Source organism: Aquipseudomonas alcaligenes NBRC 14159, from assembly GCF_000467105.1.
Lineage (GTDB): Bacteria > Pseudomonadota > Gammaproteobacteria > Pseudomonadales > Pseudomonadaceae > Aquipseudomonas > Aquipseudomonas alcaligenes.
Genome location: NZ_BATI01000018.1, coordinates 111,666 through 131,653, shown reverse-complemented (window position 1 = coordinate 131,653; position 19,988 = coordinate 111,666). Strand labels below are relative to the sequence as shown.

19 protein-coding genes are annotated in these 19,988 nt (G+C 63.5%); 5 read left to right on the top strand and 14 right to left on the bottom strand.

Annotated features, from left to right (window positions below; all coding sequences use genetic code 11):
• Position 1: 1 nt before the first annotated feature.
• The 13 genes from lpxA to rpsB all read right to left on the bottom strand — a co-directional run bounded on the left by lpxA (position 2) and on the right by rpsB (position 12,628).
• Positions 2-778: an acyl-ACP--UDP-N-acetylglucosamine O-acyltransferase gene (gene lpxA / locus PA6_RS12205; RefSeq protein WP_021701231.1), complete on the bottom strand. Its 777-nt coding sequence runs from the start codon at positions 776-778 to the stop codon at positions 2-4.
• Positions 775-1,215: a 3-hydroxyacyl-ACP dehydratase FabZ gene (gene fabZ, locus PA6_RS12200; RefSeq protein ID WP_021701230.1), complete on the bottom strand. Its 441-nt coding sequence runs from the start codon at positions 1,213-1,215 to the stop codon at positions 775-777. Before fabZ ends, lpxA begins: the two co-directional genes overlap by 4 nt.
• A gap of 45 nt (positions 1,216-1,260) precedes the next feature.
• The gene (gene lpxD / locus PA6_RS12195) at positions 1,261-2,319 is read right to left on the bottom strand and encodes a UDP-3-O-(3-hydroxymyristoyl)glucosamine N-acyltransferase (protein ID WP_021701229.1); all 1,059 of its coding nucleotides are present in this window, start codon (positions 2,317-2,319) and stop codon (positions 1,261-1,263) included.
• A gap of 2 nt (positions 2,320-2,321) precedes the next feature.
• Positions 2,322-2,825: an OmpH family outer membrane protein gene (locus PA6_RS12190; RefSeq protein WP_021701228.1), complete on the bottom strand. Its 504-nt coding sequence runs from the start codon at positions 2,823-2,825 to the stop codon at positions 2,322-2,324.
• A gap of 36 nt (positions 2,826-2,861) precedes the next feature.
• Entirely contained in the window at positions 2,862-5,249 is a 2,388-nt protein-coding gene (gene bamA / locus PA6_RS12185) for an outer membrane protein assembly factor BamA (RefSeq protein WP_021701227.1), read from the bottom strand.
• A gap of 75 nt (positions 5,250-5,324) precedes the next feature.
• The gene (gene rseP, locus PA6_RS12180; protein ID WP_021701226.1) at positions 5,325-6,677 is read right to left on the bottom strand and encodes a sigma E protease regulator RseP; all 1,353 of its coding nucleotides are present in this window, start codon (positions 6,675-6,677) and stop codon (positions 5,325-5,327) included.
• An 18-nt stretch (positions 6,678-6,695) separates the two neighbouring features.
• Positions 6,696-7,886: a 1-deoxy-D-xylulose-5-phosphate reductoisomerase gene (gene ispC / locus PA6_RS12175; protein ID WP_021701225.1), complete on the bottom strand. Its 1,191-nt coding sequence runs from the start codon at positions 7,884-7,886 to the stop codon at positions 6,696-6,698.
• Positions 7,883-8,698, bottom strand: a complete 816-nt coding sequence (locus PA6_RS12170; protein WP_021701224.1) for a phosphatidate cytidylyltransferase — start codon at positions 8,696-8,698, stop codon at positions 7,883-7,885. Before PA6_RS12170 ends, ispC begins: the two co-directional genes overlap by 4 nt.
• The gene (gene uppS / locus PA6_RS12165; protein WP_021701223.1) at positions 8,692-9,450 is read right to left on the bottom strand and encodes a polyprenyl diphosphate synthase; all 759 of its coding nucleotides are present in this window, start codon (positions 9,448-9,450) and stop codon (positions 8,692-8,694) included. The genes PA6_RS12170 and uppS overlap by 7 nt, the downstream gene beginning before the upstream one ends.
• Position 9,451: 1 nt before the next feature.
• Positions 9,452-10,009, bottom strand: coding sequence for a ribosome recycling factor (gene frr / locus PA6_RS12160; RefSeq protein WP_021701222.1), 558 nt, complete (start codon positions 10,007-10,009; stop codon positions 9,452-9,454).
• Positions 10,006-10,749: a UMP kinase gene (pyrH, locus tag PA6_RS12155; RefSeq protein ID WP_021701221.1), complete on the bottom strand. Its 744-nt coding sequence runs from the start codon at positions 10,747-10,749 to the stop codon at positions 10,006-10,008. Before pyrH ends, frr begins: the two co-directional genes overlap by 4 nt.
• Positions 10,750-10,901: 152 nt before the next feature.
• Positions 10,902-11,765 (bottom strand): translation elongation factor Ts, encoded by an 864-nt coding sequence (gene tsf, locus PA6_RS12150; protein WP_021701220.1) that lies wholly within the window; start codon positions 11,763-11,765, stop codon positions 10,902-10,904.
• 122 nt (positions 11,766-11,887) lie between these two features.
• Entirely contained in the window at positions 11,888-12,628 is a 741-nt protein-coding gene (gene rpsB / locus PA6_RS12145; protein ID WP_021701219.1) for a 30S ribosomal protein S2, read from the bottom strand.
• Positions 12,629-12,891: 263 nt separating this feature from the next.
• On the opposite strand from rpsB, the gene map reads away from it, so the two are divergent.
• The 3 genes from map to dapC are packed head-to-tail and all read left to right on the top strand — an operon-like array spanning position 12,892 to position 17,670.
• Positions 12,892-13,692: a type I methionyl aminopeptidase gene (gene map, locus PA6_RS12140; protein ID WP_021701218.1), complete on the top strand. Its 801-nt coding sequence runs from the start codon at positions 12,892-12,894 to the stop codon at positions 13,690-13,692.
• Between the two features lie 32 nt (positions 13,693-13,724).
• A complete protein-coding gene (locus tag PA6_RS12135) occupies positions 13,725-16,427 on the top strand; it encodes a [protein-PII] uridylyltransferase (RefSeq protein WP_021701217.1) in 2,703 nt (900 codons plus the stop codon).
• A 49-nt stretch (positions 16,428-16,476) separates the two neighbouring features.
• A complete protein-coding gene (gene dapC / locus PA6_RS12130) occupies positions 16,477-17,670 on the top strand; it encodes a succinyldiaminopimelate transaminase (RefSeq protein ID WP_021701216.1) in 1,194 nt (397 codons plus the stop codon).
• Here dapC and PA6_RS12125 read toward each other — a convergent pair whose 3' ends face one another.
• Complete coding sequence (locus PA6_RS12125) at positions 17,671-18,336, bottom strand: polysaccharide lyase family 7 protein (protein WP_021701215.1); 666 nt, start codon at positions 18,334-18,336, stop codon at positions 17,671-17,673.
• Between the two features lie 211 nt (positions 18,337-18,547).
• On the opposite strand from PA6_RS12125, the gene PA6_RS12120 reads away from it, so the two are divergent.
• Entirely contained in the window at positions 18,548-18,895 is a 348-nt protein-coding gene (locus tag PA6_RS12120; RefSeq protein ID WP_021701214.1) for an ArsC family reductase, read from the top strand.
• A gap of 36 nt (positions 18,896-18,931) precedes the next feature.
• The gene (gene dapD / locus PA6_RS12115) at positions 18,932-19,966 is read left to right on the top strand and encodes a 2,3,4,5-tetrahydropyridine-2,6-dicarboxylate N-succinyltransferase (RefSeq protein WP_021701213.1); all 1,035 of its coding nucleotides are present in this window, start codon (positions 18,932-18,934) and stop codon (positions 19,964-19,966) included.
• Positions 19,967-19,988 lie beyond the last annotated feature (22 nt).

Genomic DNA, 19,988 nt, shown 5'->3' with positions numbered 1-19,988 from the left:
ATCAGCGGGTGATGCCGCGGGTCGAAGCCTGAACGGAATCGCGGAACACCGCGACTTCCGGGAACTGGGCAGCGGACTCGGCCAGCTCGGCCAGTGCCTGCTCGACGGTCAGGCCCTGACGATAGACCACCTTGTAGGCGCGACGCAGGGCGGCGATGGCCTCGGCACTGAAGCCGCGGCGACGCATGCCCTCGAAATTCATGCTGCGCGCCTCGGCGGGGTTGCCGAAGACGGTGACGTAAGCCGGTACGTCCTTGCCGATGGCCGTGCCCATGCCGGAGAAGCTGTGGGCGCCAATGCGGCAGAACTGGTGAACCAGGGTGAAGCCGGAGAGGATCGCCCAGTCGTCGACCCACACATGACCGGCCAGCGCAGTGTTGTTGACCAGGATGCAGTGGTTGCCGATCACGCTGTCGTGGCCGACATGTACATAGGCCATCAGCAGGTTGTGACTGCCGATGGTGGTTTCGCTGCGATCCTGCACGGTGCCACGGTGGATGGTCACGCCTTCGCGAATCACATTGTGATCGCCGATCACCAGCCGGGTGGGCTCGCCCTTGTACTTGAGGTCAGGGGTATCCTCGCCCACCGAGGAAAACTGGTAGATCTTGTTGTGCTTGCCGATCACGGTCGGCCCCTTGAGCACGACATGCGGACCGACCACGGTACCCTCGCCGATTTCCACATCGGGCCCGATGATCGACCAAGGGCCGACCTGGACATCCGCAGCCAGCTTGGCCGACGGATCGATGATGGCGCGAGGGTCGATCAGACTCATAGCTTGCGTTCCGCACAGATGATTTCGGCCGAGCAGACTTCCTTGCCATCGACGCTGGCACGGCACTCGAACTTCCAGATGCTGCGCTTGACGCTGAGGAAGCGAGCTTCGAGTACCAGTTGGTCGCCCGGCAGTACTGGCTGACGGAAACGCAGCTTGTCCGAGCCCACGAAATAATAAAGGGTACCGTCGGCCGGTTTCACGTCGAGCATCTTGAAGCCGAGGATACCGGCAGCCTGGGCCATCGCCTCGATGATCAGCACGCCCGGCATGATCGGGTGCTCGGGGAAGTGGCCGTTGAAGAAAGGCTCGTTGATGCTGACATTCTTGTAAGCGCGAATGGTCTTGCCTTCGATATCCAGCTCGGCAACGCGATCCACCAGCAGGAAGGGATAGCGGTGCGGCAGGTATTCGCGAATCTCGTTGATGTCCATCATGTGCGTAAAGCCTTTACTTAAAGTGGAGGCGTGCCTCAGGCACGATCAGGCATCAGATGAGGCCTGGTCGTCCGGGGTCACGGCGGCGAGGCGCTTTTCCAGCTCGCGCAGGCGCTTCGCCATGTCGTCCAGTTGACGGATACGGGCCGCGCTCTTCTTCCAGTCGGCCGCCGTTTGCATGGCGGTACCGGAAGAATAGGCGCCCGGCTCGGTGATCGAGCGGGTGACCATGGTCATGCCGGTGACGAACACGTTGTCACACACCTCGATGTGGCCAACCATGCCGACACCACCGGCGATCATGCAGTGCTTGCCGATCTTGGTGCTGCCGGAAATCCCGGCGCAGCCGGCCATCGCGGTGTGATCACCGATCTGCACGTTGTGCGCGATCATGATCTGGTTATCCAGCTTCACGCCGTTACCGATGACGGTATCGGCCAGGGCGCCACGGTCGATGGTGGTATTGGCGCCGACTTCCACGTCGTCACCCAGCACCACGCCACCGATCTGCGCGATTTTCTGCCAGACGCCCTTGTCGTTGGCAAAGCCGAAGCCCTCTCCACCGAGTACGGCGCCGGACTGGATGACCACGCGCTTGCCGATCTTCACATCGTGATAAAGGGTCACGCGCGGCGCCAGCCAGCCGCCCTCGCCGATTTCGCTGCGCGCACCGATGACGCAATGCGCACCAATGCTCACGCCAGCGGCAATACGCGCACCGCTCTCGATCACCGCGTAGGCACCGATGCTGGCGCTCGGGTCGACCTGCGCATCAGCCGCCACCAGTGCGGTCGGATGCACGCCGGCAGGTGCCACCGGCTTGCGGTCGAACAGGTGCGAGAGTTCGGCGAAGGCCAGATAGGGATTGGCCACCAGCAGCGCGTCGCCCGCATAGCCTTCGGCATCGGCGGCGGTCAGCAGCACGACTCCGGCGCGGGTCTCGGCGAGAAACTTGCGGTACTGCGCATTGGCCAGGAAGCTCAGCTGATCCGGGCCGGCATCCTGCAGGGTTGCCAGACCACGGATCGGCTTGTCCGCGGCACCACGCAGGGTGGCGCCGAGACGCTCGGCCAGCTGACCGAGGGTAAATACCGGTGCGCTCATGATCAGCGCTGCGAGTTCATGCGCTCGATGACCTGGCGGGTGATCTCGTACTGCGGCTTGACGTCGACCACGGCGCCACGCTCGAGCACCAGATCGTAGTTACCCTGCTTGATCACTTCCTCGACGGCCTTGTCCAGCTTCGGCTTGAGCTGCTTGAGCATGTCGCGGTCGGAGATGGCCTTGGCTTCGTTCAGCTCCTTGGACTGGAACTGGAAGTCGCGCGCCTTCTGCTTGAACTCCAGTTCCAGACGCTCGCGCTCGGCCTGCTGCATCTTCTCGGCATCCTTTACCAGGCGATCCTGAATACGCTTGGCATCGGCTTCCAGCTGCTTGAGCTTGTTCAGCTGCGGACCGAACTTCTTCTCGGCATCCACGGCGTACTTCTTGGCGGCGTCCGACTCGAGCAGGGCCATCTGATAATTCATCACCGCGATCTTCATCTCGGCGAAGGCCGGGGTCGCCATCATGGCTGCTGCGACCAGAACCAGTTGAGTCAACTTACGCACGATGCACTCCTGCAACAAAACACGTTGTCTAGCAAATTAGAAAGTTTGGCCCAGCGAGAACTGGAATATCTGGGTATCCGCTTCTTCCGGCTTCTTGATCGGCGCCGCCAGGCTGAAGCTCAGCGGACCCATGGCGGTAACCCAAGTCACCCCGACACCGACGGAGCTCGCCAGATCGCCGAAGTCGATATTGTTGCAACTCGGCGACGAGGAAGAGCAGGAAGTGTCGTACACATTACCCACATCCCAGAACAGTGCGGTACGCAGGGAGCGCTGGTCCTTGACGAATGGCAGCGGGAACAGCAACTCCGCACCACCCTGGACCAATACGTTGCCACCGAATGGCAGCGGGTCCTGATCCGGGTCGGTATAGCGCCCGTACTTGTCCTGAACGTTGTAGACGATCTCACCTTTGGAGTTGCGCACCACGCTCGGGGTACTGCGCGGGCCCAGGCTGCTGTCCTCGAAACCACGCACCGAGTTGAAGCCACCGGCGAAGTAGTGCTCGTAGAACGGCAGTTCGGAGGTGGAGCCATAGGCATCACCGAAGCCCAGTTCGGTATGGAAGCGCAGGGTGTACTTGTCGTTCAGCGGGGTGAATACCTGGCCGCGGTAGTCGATCTTGAAGAACGACAGGTCACTGCCCGGCACGGTGCTTTCCAGCACCAGGCTTTGCGAATGACCACGGTTGGCCAGCACGCCGCGGTTCAGAGTCGACTCGGACCAGCCGATGGACGCCTTCAGGTTCAGGTAGCTGTCGCCCTCCTGCTCCATGAAGTTGATGATCTCGTCGACCGTATAGTCGCCGGTATCGATGCTGTCCTGCTGAATGGTCAGGCCATAGGTCAGGCGCGAGGTTTCGCTGATCGGATAACCGATGCTCATGCCGGCACCGTAGCTGTCCACCGCATAGCTCGATACGTCGACGTCGAGGTCATCGTAGTCGGTGGTGCGGTAGAAGGCGTTGTAACCCAGGCTGACGCCGTCGACGGTCCAGTAGGGGTCGACGAAGCCGAAGCTGTAACGGGTCTGGTACTCGGAGCGGGTCAGGCCGACGCTGACCTTGTTACCGGTACCCAGGAAGTTGTTCTGGCTGATCGAGCCACCCAGGATCAGACCGGCGTTCTGGGCAAAACCGACGCTGGCGGTGATGGAGCCGGACGGCTGCTCTTCGACGCTGTAGTTGACGTCGACCTGGTCGTCGGTACCCGGAACCTGCGGAGTCTCGACGTTGACTTCCTTGAAGTAGCCAAGGCGTTCCAGGCGCACCTTGGACTGGTCGATCAGGTAGGTGGAGGCCCAACCACCTTCCATCTGGCGCATCTCGCGACGCAGCACTTCGTCTTCGGTCTTGGTGTTGCCACGGAAGTTGATGCGGTTGACGTAGGCACGCTTGCCTGGGTCGACCACGAAGGTGATGGCGACGGTCTTGTCTTCGTCGTTGGGCTGCGGCACACCGTTGACGTTGGCGAAGGTATAGCCCTCGTTACCCAGACGACGGGTGATCAGCTCGGAGGTGGTGGTCATCACCTTGCGCGAGAAAACCTGCCCTTCCTTGACCAGCAGCAGCTTCTCGATTTCTTCCTGCGGCACCTTGAGGTCACCGGAGAGCTTCACTTCGCTGACGCTGTATTTCTCGCCTTCTTCGACGTTGACGGTGATGTAGACGTGCTTCTTGTCCGGGGTAATGGATACCTGGGTAGAGGAGATATCCATGTTGATGTAGCCGCGGTCCAGGTAATAGGAACGCAGACGCTCCAGGTCACCAGACAGCTTCTCGCGGGCATACTTGTCGTCGTTCTTGAAGAAGGACAGCCAGTTGGTAGTCTTTAACTCGAACAGGGTGGTCAGGTCTTCATCCGGGAAGACGCTGTTGCCGACCACGTTGATGTGCTGAATGGCGGCGACCGAGCCTTCGTTGATGGTGATCTTCAGCGCCACACGGTTGCGCGGCTGGGGGATCACTTCGGCCTCGATTTCGGCGGAGTAGCGGCCCTGGGCTACATACTGGCGCAGCAACTCGTTGCGCACGCCTTCGAGAGTGGCGCGCTGGAAGATCTCGCCTTCGGCCAGGCCGGACTGCTGCAGACCTTTTATCAGGTCTTCGGTGGTGATCGCCTTGTTGCCTTCGATCTCGATGGTGGAGATCGACGGGCGCTCGGTCACGTTGACCACCAGCACGTCGCCTTCACGACCCAGCTGGATATCCTGGAAGAAGCCGGTCTTGAACAGCGAGCGAGTGGCCTCGCCGAGGCGACGCTCGTCGACCTGATCACCGACATTCAGCGGCAGGGCACCAAACAGGCTGCCGGCGGAAACCCGCTGCAGGCCGTTGACGCGGATATCTGAGATGGTGAAGGACTCGGCGTGAACTTCGGCGATCATCAGCGCGGCGAGCACCGCAGGTAGCAGCAGACGTTTCATGAAGTCCTTTCTTATTCCAACTGATAATAAAGAAACTGCCGCGAGACGCGGCAGATTCGGAATTCAGCTATTCGGTTACAGACGGCTCAAATCATTGACCAGGGCCAGCAACATAACCCCCAGCACCAGACTGATACCGATCTGAATGCCCCAACCCTGCACCCGCTCGGACAGTGGGCGACCACGCACCCACTCGACCAGGTAAAACAGCAAATGCCCCCCATCCAGCACAGGAATGGGCAGCAAATTGAGAACCCCCAGGCTAATGCTCAGATAGGCGAGGAAATTGAGGAAATCCGCCACGCCGGACTGAGCCGAAGCGCCCGCCACTTTAGCAATGGTTATCGGCCCACTCAAGTTTTTTACCGAGAGCTCGCCGAACAGCATTTTCTTCAGCGAATCAAGGGTTAGCACGGTCATGCCCCAGGTACGCCGGAGGCTTTCAGCAACGCCCTCGAGCGGACCGAAGCTGACCTCGCGGAGCATGCGGGCCGGCCACTCCCCACCCTTGACGCCCACCCCCAGGTAACCGGCGCGAGCCTCGCCCTCGCCTTTTGCGGCCAGCGTGATCGGCAGCTCGATCTGCTCGCCGTTGCGCGTCAGACGCAAGGCAACGACTTCACCCGGATGCTTGCGCACCCAGTCAACCACTTGCTGCCAGTCATCCACACGCTGCTCAGCCAGCGCCAACAGACGATCACCCAGGCGTACGCCAGCGGCCTGCGCCGGCCCTTCCGGATCCAGCTCACTGACCACCGGATCGGTAGCCGGGCGCCAGGGGCGAATGCCCAGCGACGCCAACGGATCCGGCTCGTCGACACCCCGCAACCAGTCACGCAGCACCAGCTGACGACTGGAAACCAGCGAGCCGCCGTCGTCACGCACCTGTAACTCGACGATGCCGCTCTCGCCCAGACGACGCACCAACTGCAGGTTGACCGCCGACCAGCCCGAAGTCAGCTCACCATCAATGGAAACGATTTCCTGCCCAGCCCGCAACCCTGCGCTTTCAGCCAGGCTGCCCGGCTCGACCTGGCCGATTACCGGACGCACCTGCTGCACGCCGAGCATGGCGATGATCCAGAAGAACAGGATGGCCAGCAGGAAATTGGCCACAGGACCTGCGGCAACGATGGCAATGCGCTGACGCACCGACTTGCGATTGAAGGACTGATCGAGCAGTTCGGGCGGCACATCGCCCTCGCGCTCGTCGAGCATCTTCACGTAGCCACCCAGGGGAATGGCCGCGACAACGAACTCGGTACCCTGACGATCATGCCAGCGCAGCAGCGGGCTGCCGAAGCCGACGGAAAAACGCAGCACCTTGACGCCGCAACGCCGGGCCACCCAGAAGTGCCCGAATTCGTGGAAGGTAACCAGCACCCCGAGGGCGATCAGGGTGCCGACGATCATGTACAGCGCGCTCATTGCCTCTTCCTCCGAGCCTCAACGCCCGTGGCGATTCAACCAGTCATTGGCCAGGGCTCGCGCGCGGGCATCCGCCGCCAGCACGGCATCCAGGTTTTCGACCGCAGCCGAAGGCTCGCGATCCAGCGTGTCCTCGATGATACGCGCGATCTCAGGAAAGCAGATGCGCCGCTCGAGAAACGCCGCCACGGCCACTTCGTTGGCCGCATTGAGCCGAGCCGGTGCACAACCTCCTACCTCGGCCGCCTGGCGCGCCAGACGCAGACAGGGAAAACGCTGCTCGTCGGGGCGCTGGAAATCCAGGCGCGCCACGGCAAACAGATCGAGCGGCGCCACACCGGAATCGATACGCTCCGGCCAAGCCAGGGCATTGGCGATAGGCGTACGCATGTCCGGATTACCCAGCTGAGCCAGCACCGAGCCGTCGACATAGTCGACCAGCGAGTGGATCACGCTCTGCGGGTGGATCACCACCTCGACCTGGGACGGTCGCGCATCGAACAGCCAGCAGGCCTCGATCAGCTCCAAGCCCTTGTTCATCATGCTCGCCGAATCCACGGAGATCTTGCGCCCCATGGACCAGTTCGGGTGGGCACAGGCCTGCTCGGGGGAAACTTTCTCCAGCTGATCCAGCGGCGTCTCGCGGAAAGGACCACCGGAGGCGGTCAGCAGAATGCGTCGCACGCCCACCGCCCCCAGACCACGCCCATAGTCGCCGGGCAGGCACTGGAAGATAGCGTTGTGCTCGCTGTCGATCGGCAGCAAGGTGGCACCGTGTTCGCGCACCGCCTGCATGAACAGAGCGCCGGACATCACCAGCGCTTCCTTGTTGGCCAGCAGCACCTTTTTGCCGGCACGCACCGCCGCCAGGGTCGGCTTGAGGCCGGCAGCGCCGACGATGGCCGCCATCACCGCATCCACCTGCGGATGAGACGCCACTTCGCACAGCGCATCCTCGCCCACCAGCACTCGCGTCGGCAGGCCGGCTGCATTCAGCGCAGCCTGCAGACGCCCCGCACTGGCCTGATCGGCCACCACGGCGAACTGCGGGCGATGCCTGACACAGAGCTGCTCCAGCTCGGCCATCCGGGAATAGCCGGTCAGCGCGAAAGCCTGGTAACGCTCAGGGTGACGAGCGATGACATCGAGGGTGCTGAGCCCGATGGAGCCGGTGGCTCCCAGCACGGTGATCTGCTGCGGCTGAGTCACTGCGCGCCCCACCCCGACAACCAAAGCAGTACCGCAAACAGCGGAACGGCCGCCGTCAGGCTGTCGATACGATCGAGCACGCCACCATGCCCCGGCAGCAGATTGCTGCTGTCCTTGATCCCGGACTGGCGCTTGAACATGCTCTCGGTCAGGTCACCGATCACCGACACTGCCACCACCAGGGCGGCACCGCCCAGCGCCAGCAGCAAGCCGTTTACCTGCCAGCCCTGCTGCAAGCCAACCACCAGGGTGATCAGCAGACTGGCAACCAGGCCACCATAAAAGCCCTCCCAGCTCTTGCCGGGACTGACCCGCGGCGCCAGCTTGCGTTTGCCGAACGTCTTGCCGGCGAAGTAGGCGCCGATATCAGCGCCCCACACCAGCACCATCACGGCAATGATCAGCGCATTGGCCTGCGGCCACTGCTTGAGCTGCACCAGGCCCTGCCAGGCCGGCAGCAGGATCAGCAGACCGATCAGCAGCTTGCCGGGCAAGCCACCCCAGTAGCGACTGCTCTGCGGATAGCTGAGCACCAGCAAGGTCGCCGCCAGCCACCAGAGCACGGCGGCACCCAGCAACCAGGGCGCCAGCGCCGGCAGCAGCCAGGCGCCGTAGAGCAGCGCCGCAACCACAGCGGCATAGGCCACCCGCTGCGGCTGGGCCGCCAAGCCAGCCAGGCGCGCCCACTCCCAGGCACCCAGGGTGACCACGGCGCCGATGAACAGGGCGAACCATGCTCCATCAAGCAGGAAGAAGCCGCCCAGGGCGATGGGCAACAGGATCAGGGCAGTGATGATGCGCTGCTTCAGCATTGACGAGCCTCGGCTTCCACCTGCTCGCTGGTCTTGCCGAAGCGGCGCTGGCGCTTGGAAAAATCGGCCAGCGCCTTGCGCATGGCCTCGTGCTTGAAGTCCGGCCAGTACAGGTCGGAGAAATACAGCTCGGAATAGGCGAGCTGCCAGAGCAGGAAGTTGCTGATGCGGTGCTCGCCGCCGGTGCGGATGCACAGATCCGGCAACGGCAGATCACCCGTGGCCAGACAGCCCTGCAGCAGCCCGGGAGTGATGTCCTCCGGTTGCAGGTGGCCGGCTTGCACTTCACGCGCCAGGCGCTGCGCAGCCTGGGCGATGTCCCACTGGCCACCGTAGTTGGCGGCGACCTGCAGGACGAATCGGCTCTCGCCGGCCGTCTGCTGCTCGGCTTCGCGCATGGCGGCCTGCAGCTCCGGATGGAAACGCGAACGATCGCCGATGATGCGCAGGCTGATGGCGTTTTCCTTCAGCTTGCGCGCTTCACGGCGCAGTGCCGAGAGGAACAGCTCCATCAGCGCACCGACCTCCTCGGCCGGACGCTGCCAGTTCTCGCTGGAGAAGGCGAACAGGGTCAGCACTTCCACGCCAGCCTCGGCACACACCTCGATGACCGCGCGCACCGCATCGACGCCGGCCTTGTGCCCGGCCACACCAGGCAGAAGACGCTTCTTCGCCCAGCGGTTGTTGCCGTCCATGATGATGGCAACGTGGCGCGGCACCAGCGCCGAGGCTTCCTGCTTCGCCTTGCTCACATCACACCGCCATCAGATCGGCTTCTTTGACTTCCAGGGCCTTGTCGACTTCGGCAACGAACTTGTCGGTGAGCTTCTGCACCTCGTCGGCAGCGCGGCGCTCCTCGTCCTCGCTGATTTCCTTGTCCTTGGACAGCTTCTTCAGCTCGGCCAGGGCATCGCGACGCACGTTACGCACGGCCACCTTGGCATCTTCGGCCACACCACGCGCCTGCTTGGTGTAACCCTTGCGGGTCTCCTCGGTCAGGGCCGGCATCGGCACACGGATGGTGGCGCCAGCGCTGCTCGGGTTCAGGCCGAGGTCGGAGGTCATGATGGCCTTCTCGATTGCGGCGCTGAGGGTCTTGTCGTGGGCGACGATCTTCAGGGTGCGGGCATCTTCCACGGTGATCGCAGCAACCTGATTCAGCGGCATCTCGCTGCCGTAGGCCGGAACCTTGACGCTGTCCAGAATGCTCGGGTGCGCGCGACCGGTGCGAATGGAAGCCAGGTTGCGTCCCAGGGACTCCAGGGTTTTGACCATACGCTCCTGGGCGTCTTTCTTGATCTCGTTGATCATTGTGCATCCTCCTCGATCAGGGTTCCTTCGGCACCGCCCACCACGATATTGAGCAGGGCGCCAGGCTTGTTCATGTTGAAGACCCGCAGCGGCATCTTGTGGTCGCGTACCAGGCAGATGGCCGTCAGGTCCATCACGCCCAGCTTGCGGTCGAGCACCTCGTCATAGGTCAGGCGCTCGAACTTCTCCGCATTGGGGTCCTTGAAAGGATCGGCAGTGTACACGCCATCTACCTTGGTGGCTTTCAGCACCAGATCGGCATCGATCTCGATGGCACGCAGGCAGGCCGCCGAATCGGTGGTGAAGAACGGGTTGCCGGTGCCGGCGGCGAAGATCACCACCTCGCCCGCGGACAGGTGGCGCATGGCCTTGCGGCGGTCGTAATGATCGGTTACGCCGACCATGGAGATGGCCGACATCACCAGCGCCGGGATGTTCGAGCGCTCCAACGCGTCGCGCATGGCCAGGGCGTTCATCACGGTGGCCAGCATACCCATGTGGTCGCCGGTGACCCGGTCCATGCCGGCAGCGGACAGCGCCGCGCCGCGGAACAAGTTGCCACCACCGATCACCAGGCCGACCTGCACGCCGATGCCGACCAGCTGGCCGACTTCCAGCGCCATGCGATCGAGCACCTTGGGATCGATGCCGAACTCCTCCGACCCCATCAGGGCCTCGCCGCTTAACTTGAGCAGAATGCGTTTATAGCGAGGTTGACGACCACTCACCTGCTGAGCCATTGCGTATCTCTCCTGCGGCGTTGTTTGGCTACTTATCTTACCCGGCAGTCAGACTACTGCCCGGTGAATTCGTGCGGGATACCCCCGCGCTTTGCAAAAGAGGCTGCACGCGTGAGCGGGCAGCCTCTTCTGTTCGACAGTTTGAAACCGTCTTACTGCTTGGCAGCGGCTACCTGAGCAGCAACTTCGGCGGCGAAGTCGGCTTCGACCTTCTCGATGCCCTCACCCACTTCGTAGCGGATGAAGGAAACGATTTCGGCACCGGCTTTCTTGACCAGGTCACCGACCTTGACTTCCGGATCCATGACGAAGGCTTGCTCGACCAGGCTGGCTTCGGCCAGGAACTTGGCGATACGGCCCTTGACCATGTTCTCGACGATGTTTTCCGGCTTGCCGGCGATCTTCTCGGCGTTCAGCTGCAGGAAGATTTCCTTTTCCTTGGCAATCAGCTCTTCGGAAACATCCGACGGGCTCAGCACGGCAGGGTTGGAAGCAGCAACGTGCATGGCAACGTGCTTGGCCAGTTCTTCGTTGCCGCCTTTCAGGACAACCAGAACACCGATGCGGTGACCGTGCAGGTAGGAACCGACGACATCACCTTCAACAGCAGCCAGACGGCGGATGTTGACGTTCTCGCCACACTTGGCAACCAGCGCTTCACGAGCGGACTCGCGGGAAGCGATCAGCGGAGCGGCTTCGGTCAGCTTCTGCGCGAAGGCTTCGTCCAGGCTTTCCTTGACGAAGGCCTTGAAGTCGTCCTGCAAGGCCAGGAAGTCGGTCTGCGAGTTGACTTCGATCAGCAGGCCACGACCACCTTCGACGCGAGCGGCGATGGCGCCTTCAGCGGCGACGTTGCCGGCTTTCTTGGCGGCCTTGATGGCACCGGAAGCGCGCATGTCGTCGATGGCCTTTTCGATGTCGCCACCGGCGGCAACCAGAGCCTTCTTGCATTCCATCATGCCTTGGCCAGTACGCTCGCGCAGTTCTTTAACCAGGGCTGCAGTGATTTCTGCCATGTTCCTAATCCTCTTGAAGTGGTGTTCAACCATTCAACCCGACCACGCCGGGCACAAAATTCGTAAGTGGCAAAAAGGGGGCCTAGCCCCCTTCTCGCACAACGGGATGCTCGATCCCGTTATCAGCCTTCGCTGGCCTCGGAGGCGGCTTCTTCGACGAACTCGTCGGCGCCACCAGCGGTGTTACCACGACCACGAAGCACGGCGTCGGCCATGGCACCCATGTACAGCTGGATGGCGCGGATGGCGTCGTCGTTACCCGGGATGATGTAGTCAACGCCTTCCGGGCTGCTGTTGGTATCGACAACGCCGATGACCGGGATGCCCAGCTTGTTGGCTTCGGTAATGGCGATGCGCTCGTGGTCAACGTCGATCACGAACAGCGCGTCCGGCAGACCGCCCATGTCCTTGATGCCGCCCAGGCTGCGATCCAGTTTTTCCAGATCACGGGAGCGCATCAGGGCTTCTTTCTTGGTCAGCTTGGCGAAGGTGCCGTCCTGGGACTGGGTTTCCAGATCGCGCAGGCGCTTGATCGAAGCACGGATGGTCTTGTAGTTGGTCAGCATGCCGCCGAGCCAGCGGTGGTCGACATACGGAGAACCGCAGCGTGCAGCTTCTTCAGCCACGATCTTGCCGGCGGAGCGCTTGGTGCCAACGAACAGGATCTTGTTCTTGCCGGCAGCCAGCTTCTCAACGAAGGACAGAGCTTCGTTGAACATCGGCAGGGTTTTTTCGAGGTTGATGATGTGAATCTTGTTGCGCGCGCCGAAAATGTACTTGCCCATTTTCGGGTTCCAGTAACGGGTCTGGTGGCCGAAGTGCACACCGGCCTTCAGCATATCGCGCATATTGACTTGGGACATGATAGTTCCTTGATAAGTCGGGTTAGGCCTCCACGCATCCCAATCTCCAACCCTTGCGGGCACCCAGGAAATCGTGTCGATACGTGTGCGGGTTAATGCCTCACGAGCCCTCAGCCCGTAAAGCGGCGCGTTTTATACCACACAAAGGCGCGACAGGCTAGCCGAAAGGCACTTTGGCGGCGCGCCGCCGCCCGCCGGCTTTCTTTGTTAGAATCGCCACCTTCCCTGATATGCCTAGCGCCATCGGCGCCGAGAGAGACCGCATGACCGTCACCATCAAGACTCCCGACGAAATCGAAAAGATGCGCGTAGCCGGCCGCCTGGCCGCCGAAGTGCTGGAGATGATCGGCGAGCACGTCAAGCCCGGCGTCACCACCGAGGAAATCGACCGCATCTGCCACGACTATATCGTCAACGTGCAGAAAGCCATCCCTGCCCCGCTCAATTACGGTGCTGCGCCGGGCCGCCCGGGCTTCCCCAAGTCGATCTGCACCTCGATCAACCACGTGGTCTGCCATGGCATCCCCAACGACAAGCCACTGAAAGACGGCGACGTGCTGAACATCGACGTCACCGTGATCAAGGACGGTTACCACGGCGACACCAGCAAGATGTTCATGGTCGGCAAGGTGCCGGAGTGGGCGCAGCGCCTGGCCCAGGTCACCCAGGAATGCATGTACAAGGGCATCCAGCTGGTCAAGCCGGGCGCACGCCTGGGCGATATCGGCGAGGTGATCCAGAAGCACGCCGAGAAGAACGGCTTCTCGGTGGTACGCGAGTACTGCGGCCACGGCATCGGCGCGGTATTCCACGAGGAGCCGCAGGTCCTGCACTACGGTCGCGCCGGCACCGGCGTGGAGCTCAAGGAAGGCATGACCTTCACCATCGAGCCGATGATCAACCAGGGCCGCCCGGAAACCCGCCTGCTCGGCGACGGCTGGACCGCCATCACCAAGGACCGCAAGCTCTCCGCCCAGTGGGAGCACACCGTGCTGGTCACTGCCGACGGCTACGAGATCCTTACCCTGCGCAGCGACGACACCCTGCCGCGCACCTCGGCCTGAGTTTCATACATATATAGAGAAGGTAGGCACGCATGCCGCAGATGGACCCGGAGTTGTTTGACCGCGGCCAGTTCCAGGCGGAACTGGCGCTCAAGTCCAGTCCCATCGCTGCCTTCAAGAAGGCCATCAAGCAGGCGCGCGAGGTGCTCGACGGGCGCTTTCGCGAGGGCCGCGACATCCGTCGCCTGGTCGAGGACCGCGCCTGGTTCGTCGACCAGATTCTCCAGGAAGCCTGGAAACGCTTCGACTGGAGCGAGGACGCCGACATCGCCCTGCTGGCCGTCGGCGGCTACGGCCGCGGCGAGCTGCACCCGAACTCCGACATCGACCTGCTGATCCTGCTCGACAGCGCCGACCACGAGGTCTTCCGCACGCCGATCGAGGGCTTCCTCACCCTGCTCTGGGACATCGGCCTGGAAGTCGGGCAGAGCGTGCGCTCGGTCGCCGAGTGCGCCGAGGAGGCGCGCGCCGACCTGACGGTGGTCACCAACCTGATGGAAAGCCGCACCATCGCCGGCCCCGAGCATCTGCGCCAGCGCATGCAGGAAGTCACCGCCAGCGACCGCATGTGGCCGAGCAAGGAGTTCTTCCTGGCCAAGCGCAAGGAAGCCAAGGCGCGCCACGCCAAGTACAACGACACCGAATACAACCTGGAGCCCAACGTCAAGGGTTCGCCCGGCGGCCTGCGCGACATCCAGACCATCCTCTGGGTCGCCCGCCGCCAGTTCGGCAGTCTCAACCTGCACTCCCTGGTGCAGCAGGGTTTCCTGGTCGACAGCGAGTACGGCATGCTGGCCTCCAGCCAGGAGTTCCTGTGGAAGGTGCGCTATGCCCTGCACATGCTCGCCGGACGCGCCGAAGACCGCCTGCTGTTCGACCACCAGCGCAAGATCGCCGCCCTGCTCGGCTTCGAGGACGGCGACGGCCGCCTGGCCGTCGAACGCTTCATGCAGAAGTACTACCGGGTGGTGATGGGTGTTGCCGAGCTGTCCGAGCTGATCAACCAGCACTTCGAGGACGTCCTCCTGCGCGAGGGCGAGCGCGGAGCGGCACAGCCGCTGAACAGCCGCTTCCAGGTGCGCGACGGCTATATCGAGGTGACCAGCCAGGGCGTGTTCAAGCGCACCCCCTTCGCCATCCTCGAAGTCTTCGTGCTGATGGCCCAGCACCCCGAGATCAAGGGCGTGCGCGCCGACACCATTCGCCTGTTGCGCGACAGCCGCCACCTGATCGACGACGACTTCCGCCGCGACATCCGCAACACCAGCCTGTTCATCGAGCTGTTCAAGTCGCCGCAGGGCATTCACCGCAACCTGCGGCGGATGAACCGCTACGGCATCCTCGGCCGCTACCTGCCGGAGTTCGGCCATATCGTCGGGCAGATGCAGCATGACCTGTTCCACATCTATACGGTGGACGCGCACACGCTCAACCTGATCAAGCACCTGCGCAAGCTGAAATGGCCGGAGCTGGCGGAGAAATTCCCGCTGGCCAGCAAGGTCATGGACAAGCTGCCCAAGCCCGAGCTGATCTACATCGCCGGTCTCTACCACGATATCGGCAAGGGCCGCGGCGGCGACCATTCGGAGCTCGGCGCGGTCGATGCCGAGGTCTTCTGTGCCCGCCACCAGCTGCCCGCCTGGGACAGCCGCCTGATCACCTGGCTGGTGCAGAACCACCTGGTGATGTCGACCACCGCGCAGCGCAAGGACCTCTCCGACCCGCAGGTGATCTTCGACTTCGCCCAACTGGTCGGCGACCAGACCCGCCTCGACTACCTCTACGTGCTGACCGTGGCCGATATCAATGCCACCAACCCCAGCCTGTGGAACTCCTGGCGCGCCAGCCTGCTTCGCCAGCTGTATACCGAGACCAAGCGCGCCCTGCGCCGCGGCCTGGAGAACCCGCTGGACCGCGAGGAGCAGATCCGCCAGACGCAGAGTGCGGCAATCGACATCCTGGTGCGCGGCGGCATCGACCAGGACGACGCCGAGCAGCTGTGGAGCCAGCTCGGCGACGACTACTTCCTGCGCCACACCGCCGCCGACGTGGCGTGGCACACCGAGGCGATCCTCCAGCACCCGGCCGGCAAGGACCCGCTGGTGCTGATCAAGGAAACCGCCCAGCGCGAGTTCGAGGGCGCCACCCAGATCTTCATCTACGCCCCGGACCAGCACGACTTCTTCGCCGTGACCGTGGCCGCCATGGACCAGCTCAACCTGAACATCCATGACGCCCGGGTGATCACCTCCACCAGCCAGTTCACCCTCGACACCTACATCGTCCTGGATGCCGACGGCGGCCGTATCGGCGACAACCCGGCGCGCATCAAGCAGATCCGCGAAGGCCTGGTCGAGGCCCTGCGCAACCCCGACGAGTACCCGGCGATCATCCAGCGCCGCGTGCCGCGCCAGCTCAAGCACTTCGCCTTCGCCCCGCTGGTGAGCATCCACAACGACGCGCAGCGCCCGGTCACCGTGCTGGAGATCACCGCCCCCGACCGCCCCGGCCTGCTGGCGCGGATCGGCAAGATCTTCCTCGACTTCGACCTGTCGCTGCAGAACGCCAAGATCGCCACCCTCGGCGAGCGGGTGGAGGACGTGTTCTTCATCACCGACGCCCACAACCAGCCACTGGCCGACCCCGAGCTGTGCGCGCGCCTGCAGGACGCCATCGTCCAGCAGCTGTCGCAGGCCAATGGCGAGAACGCCAGCCTCGGCTCCATCAGTATCTGAACCCGGCCGGGCGCCACGCGTCCGGCCCGCAAGCGCCCGAAGAGACACCATGAACCACGCCCTGACCCAGCTGCAGCCCTACCCCTTCGAGAAACTGCGCGCCCTGCTCGCCGGCGCCCAGCCGCCCGCCGACAAGCGACCGATCGCCCTGTCCATCGGCGAGCCCAAGCACAAGTCACCGGACTTCGTCGCCCAGGCCCTGGCGAACAACCTCGACCAGCTGGCCGTATACCCCACCACCCTGGGCATTCCGGCACTGCGCGAAGCCATCGCCGCCTGGTGCGAGCGCCGCTTCGGCGTGCCGGCCGGCTGGCTGGATGCCGCCCGCCATGTGCTGCCGGTCAACGGCACTCGCGAGGCGCTGTTCGCCTTTACCCAGACCGTGGTCAACCGCGAAGCTAGGGGCCTGGTGGTCAGCCCCAATCCGTTCTACCAGATCTATGAAGGCGCAGCCCTGCTCGCCGGCGCCGAGCCGCACTACCTGCCCTGCCTGGAAGACAACGGCTTCAATCCGGACTTCGACGCCGTACCGGCCGACATCTGGCAGCGCTGCCAGATTCTCTTCCTCTGCTCGCCAGGCAACCCCACCGGCGCCCTGGTACCGATGGAGCAGCTGAAGAAGCTGATCGCCCTGGCCGACAAGCACGACTTCGTGATCGCCGCCGACGAGTGCTACAGCGAGCTGTACTTCGATGAAGAGAATCCGCCACCCGGTCTGCTCAGCGCCTGCGCCGAGCTGGGCCGCAGTGATTTCAAGCGCTGCGTGGTGTTCCACAGCCTGTCCAAGCGCTCCAACCTGCCGGGCCTGCGCTCCGGCTTCGTCGCCGGCGACGCCGACATTCTCAAGGCCTTCCTGCTCTATCGCACCTATCACGGCTGCGCCATGCCGGTGCAGACCCAGCTGGCCAGCATTGCCGCCTGGCAGGACGAGGCACACGTGCGCGCCAACCGTAACCAGTACCGCGCCAAGTACGACGCGGTGCTGGAGATTCTGCAGCCGGTGCTGAACGTGCAGCGCCCGGACGGCAGCTTCTACCTGTGGGCGAAGACCCCGGGCGACGACACCACCTTCACCCGCGAGCTGTTCGCCCGCGAGCATGTCACCGTGGTGCCGGGCTCCTACCTGTCACGCGAAGTGAACGGCGAGAACCCTGGCGCCGGGCGTATCCGCATGGCCCTGGTCGCGCCGCTGGCCGAGTGCATCGAGGCGGCGCAGCGCATCCGCCACTTCCTGCAGGGCTGATCACTTGGCCTGGTGACCGACCTGCAGGGCGTGGACGGTCACCCGCCCGCCCTCGGTGGCCGGCCCCTGGTTGTCCGGGATGTAGTTGCCAGCCTTGAAATAGAAGGCCTTCTTCGCCCAGGCCGTGTTGATGGTGGTGCTGTACTGCAGGCCGGCGACCTCGACATCCAGCCGCCCATTGGGCGAGACCTTGAAGCTGTAGTCGAACGCCGTGTCCAGTGGCATGCTCTTGTAGGTCAACACCACCGGGCTACTGGCATCGCTGGGCTTGCGGCGCAGCGTCACATCCAGGTAGCCGACGCCGCGGTCCATGCGGTAGCTGAGCTTGAGGAAGGGGTAGGGATTATCCTTGGCATGGATCTGCCCGATGATCACCGCGCCTACCGACGGCAGCTGATTCACCTCCATCCGCGCACTCAGGGTGGCCGTACCCTCGGTGTACTTCCAGTTGCGCGGCGTGCCGTCGGCATAGGCCTCGCGCAGCTCGGTGCGCGGGTAATCGCTGAGATTGGTACTGGTACCGCTGACCGGCGCCCAGAAGCGAATGGAGCTGCCATCCGGTTTGAAATACTGGTCGCTGTATCCTGCCACCAGCCGCGGGCTGGTGATCACGACTACGGGGTCCCCTTCAGGGATCGACAGATCCCAGTGGCCAAGGTCGATCATGGTGTGCACCTCTCTACGTCGCACGCCACGCAGGATAGGGAGAGGTCATCGATAGATTTTTCGATTGCATCGCATAACGAAGTGTCATTCGTCAGGCGCCACACTTCCGTCGCAACTTTCATTAACAGCGCGGTGCCAGTCCAAGCCGCATCAGGCATGGCATAATCGCCGCCCGCACTTTCTACGGCTCAACAGGGCACGAGGAAAATCAATGCCTTACACCCTCTACGGCATCAAGGCCTGCGACACCATGAAGAAGGCCCGCACCTGGCTCGACGAGCAGGGCGTCGCCTATGCATTCCACGACTACAAGACTTCCGCCATCGACCGCGCCAGCCTGAACAAATGGTGCGCCGAGCATGGCTGGGAAACCGTGCTGAACCGTGCCGGCACCACCTTCCGCAAGCTCGACGAAGCGCAGAAGGCCGATCTGGACCAGGACAAGGCCATCGAACTGATGCTGGCCCAGCCCTCGATGATCAAGCGCCCGGTACTGGACTTGGGCGAGCGCACACTGGTCGGCTTCAAGCCGGACCTCTACGCCGCCGCGCTGGCCTGACCCTTTATTTTCTGAATTCGCGATAAGGAATCCATCATGACCGCTACCCTGTTCAGCCTGGCCTTCGGTGTCGGCACCCAGAACCGCCAGGGCGCCTGGCTGGAAGTCTTCTACGCCCAGCCGCTGCTCAACCCGGCCGCCGAGCTGGTCGCCGCCGTCACCGCCAAGCTGGGCTACAGCGGCGGTAACCAGGCCATCGCCATCAGCACCAACCAGGCCGGCGAGCTGGCCAATGCGCTCAAGAGCATCGATGCCGCCCAGGCCGCCCTGCTCACCCGCCTGGCCGAGAGCACCAAGCCGCTGGTGGTCACCCTGCTGGCCGAAGATGCCGCGCTGACCTCCACCCCCGAGGCCTACCTCAAGCTGCACCTGCTGTCGCACCGCCTGGCCAAGCCCCACGGCCTGAACCTGGCCGGCATCTTCCCGCTGCTGCCGAACGTGGCCTGGACCAGCCAGGGCGCCGTCGACCTCGGCGAACTGGCCGAGCGCCAGCTGGAAGCGCGCCTGAAGGGCGAGCTGCTGGAAGTCTTCTCGGTGGACAAGTTCCCCAAGATGACCGACTACGTGGTGCCGGCCGGCGTGCGCATCGCCGACAGCGCCCGCGTGCGCCTGGGTGCCTACATCGGTGAAGGCACCACCGTGATGCACGAAGGCTTCGTCAACTTCAACGCCGGCACCGCCGGTCCGGGCATGATCGAAGGCCGCGTCTCCGCCGGTGTGTTCGTCGGCAAGGGCTCGGACCTGGGCGGCGGCTGCTCGACCATGGGCACCCTCTCCGGCGGCGGCAACATCGTGATCTCCGTTGGCGAAGGCTGCCTGATCGGCGCCAACGCCGGCATTGGCATCCCGCTGGGCGACCGCAACACCGTGGAATCCGGCCTGTACATCACCGCCGGCACCAAGGTGGCGCTGCTCGACGAAGCCAACAACCTGGTCAAGGTGCTCAAGGCCCGCGACCTGGCCGGCCAGCCGGACCTGCTGTTCCGCCGCAACTCGCAGACCGGCGCGGTGGAGTGCAAGACCAACAAGACCGCGATCGAGCTCAACGAGGCGCTGCACGCCCATAACTGACGGGACGGCCGTAGGGGGGAAA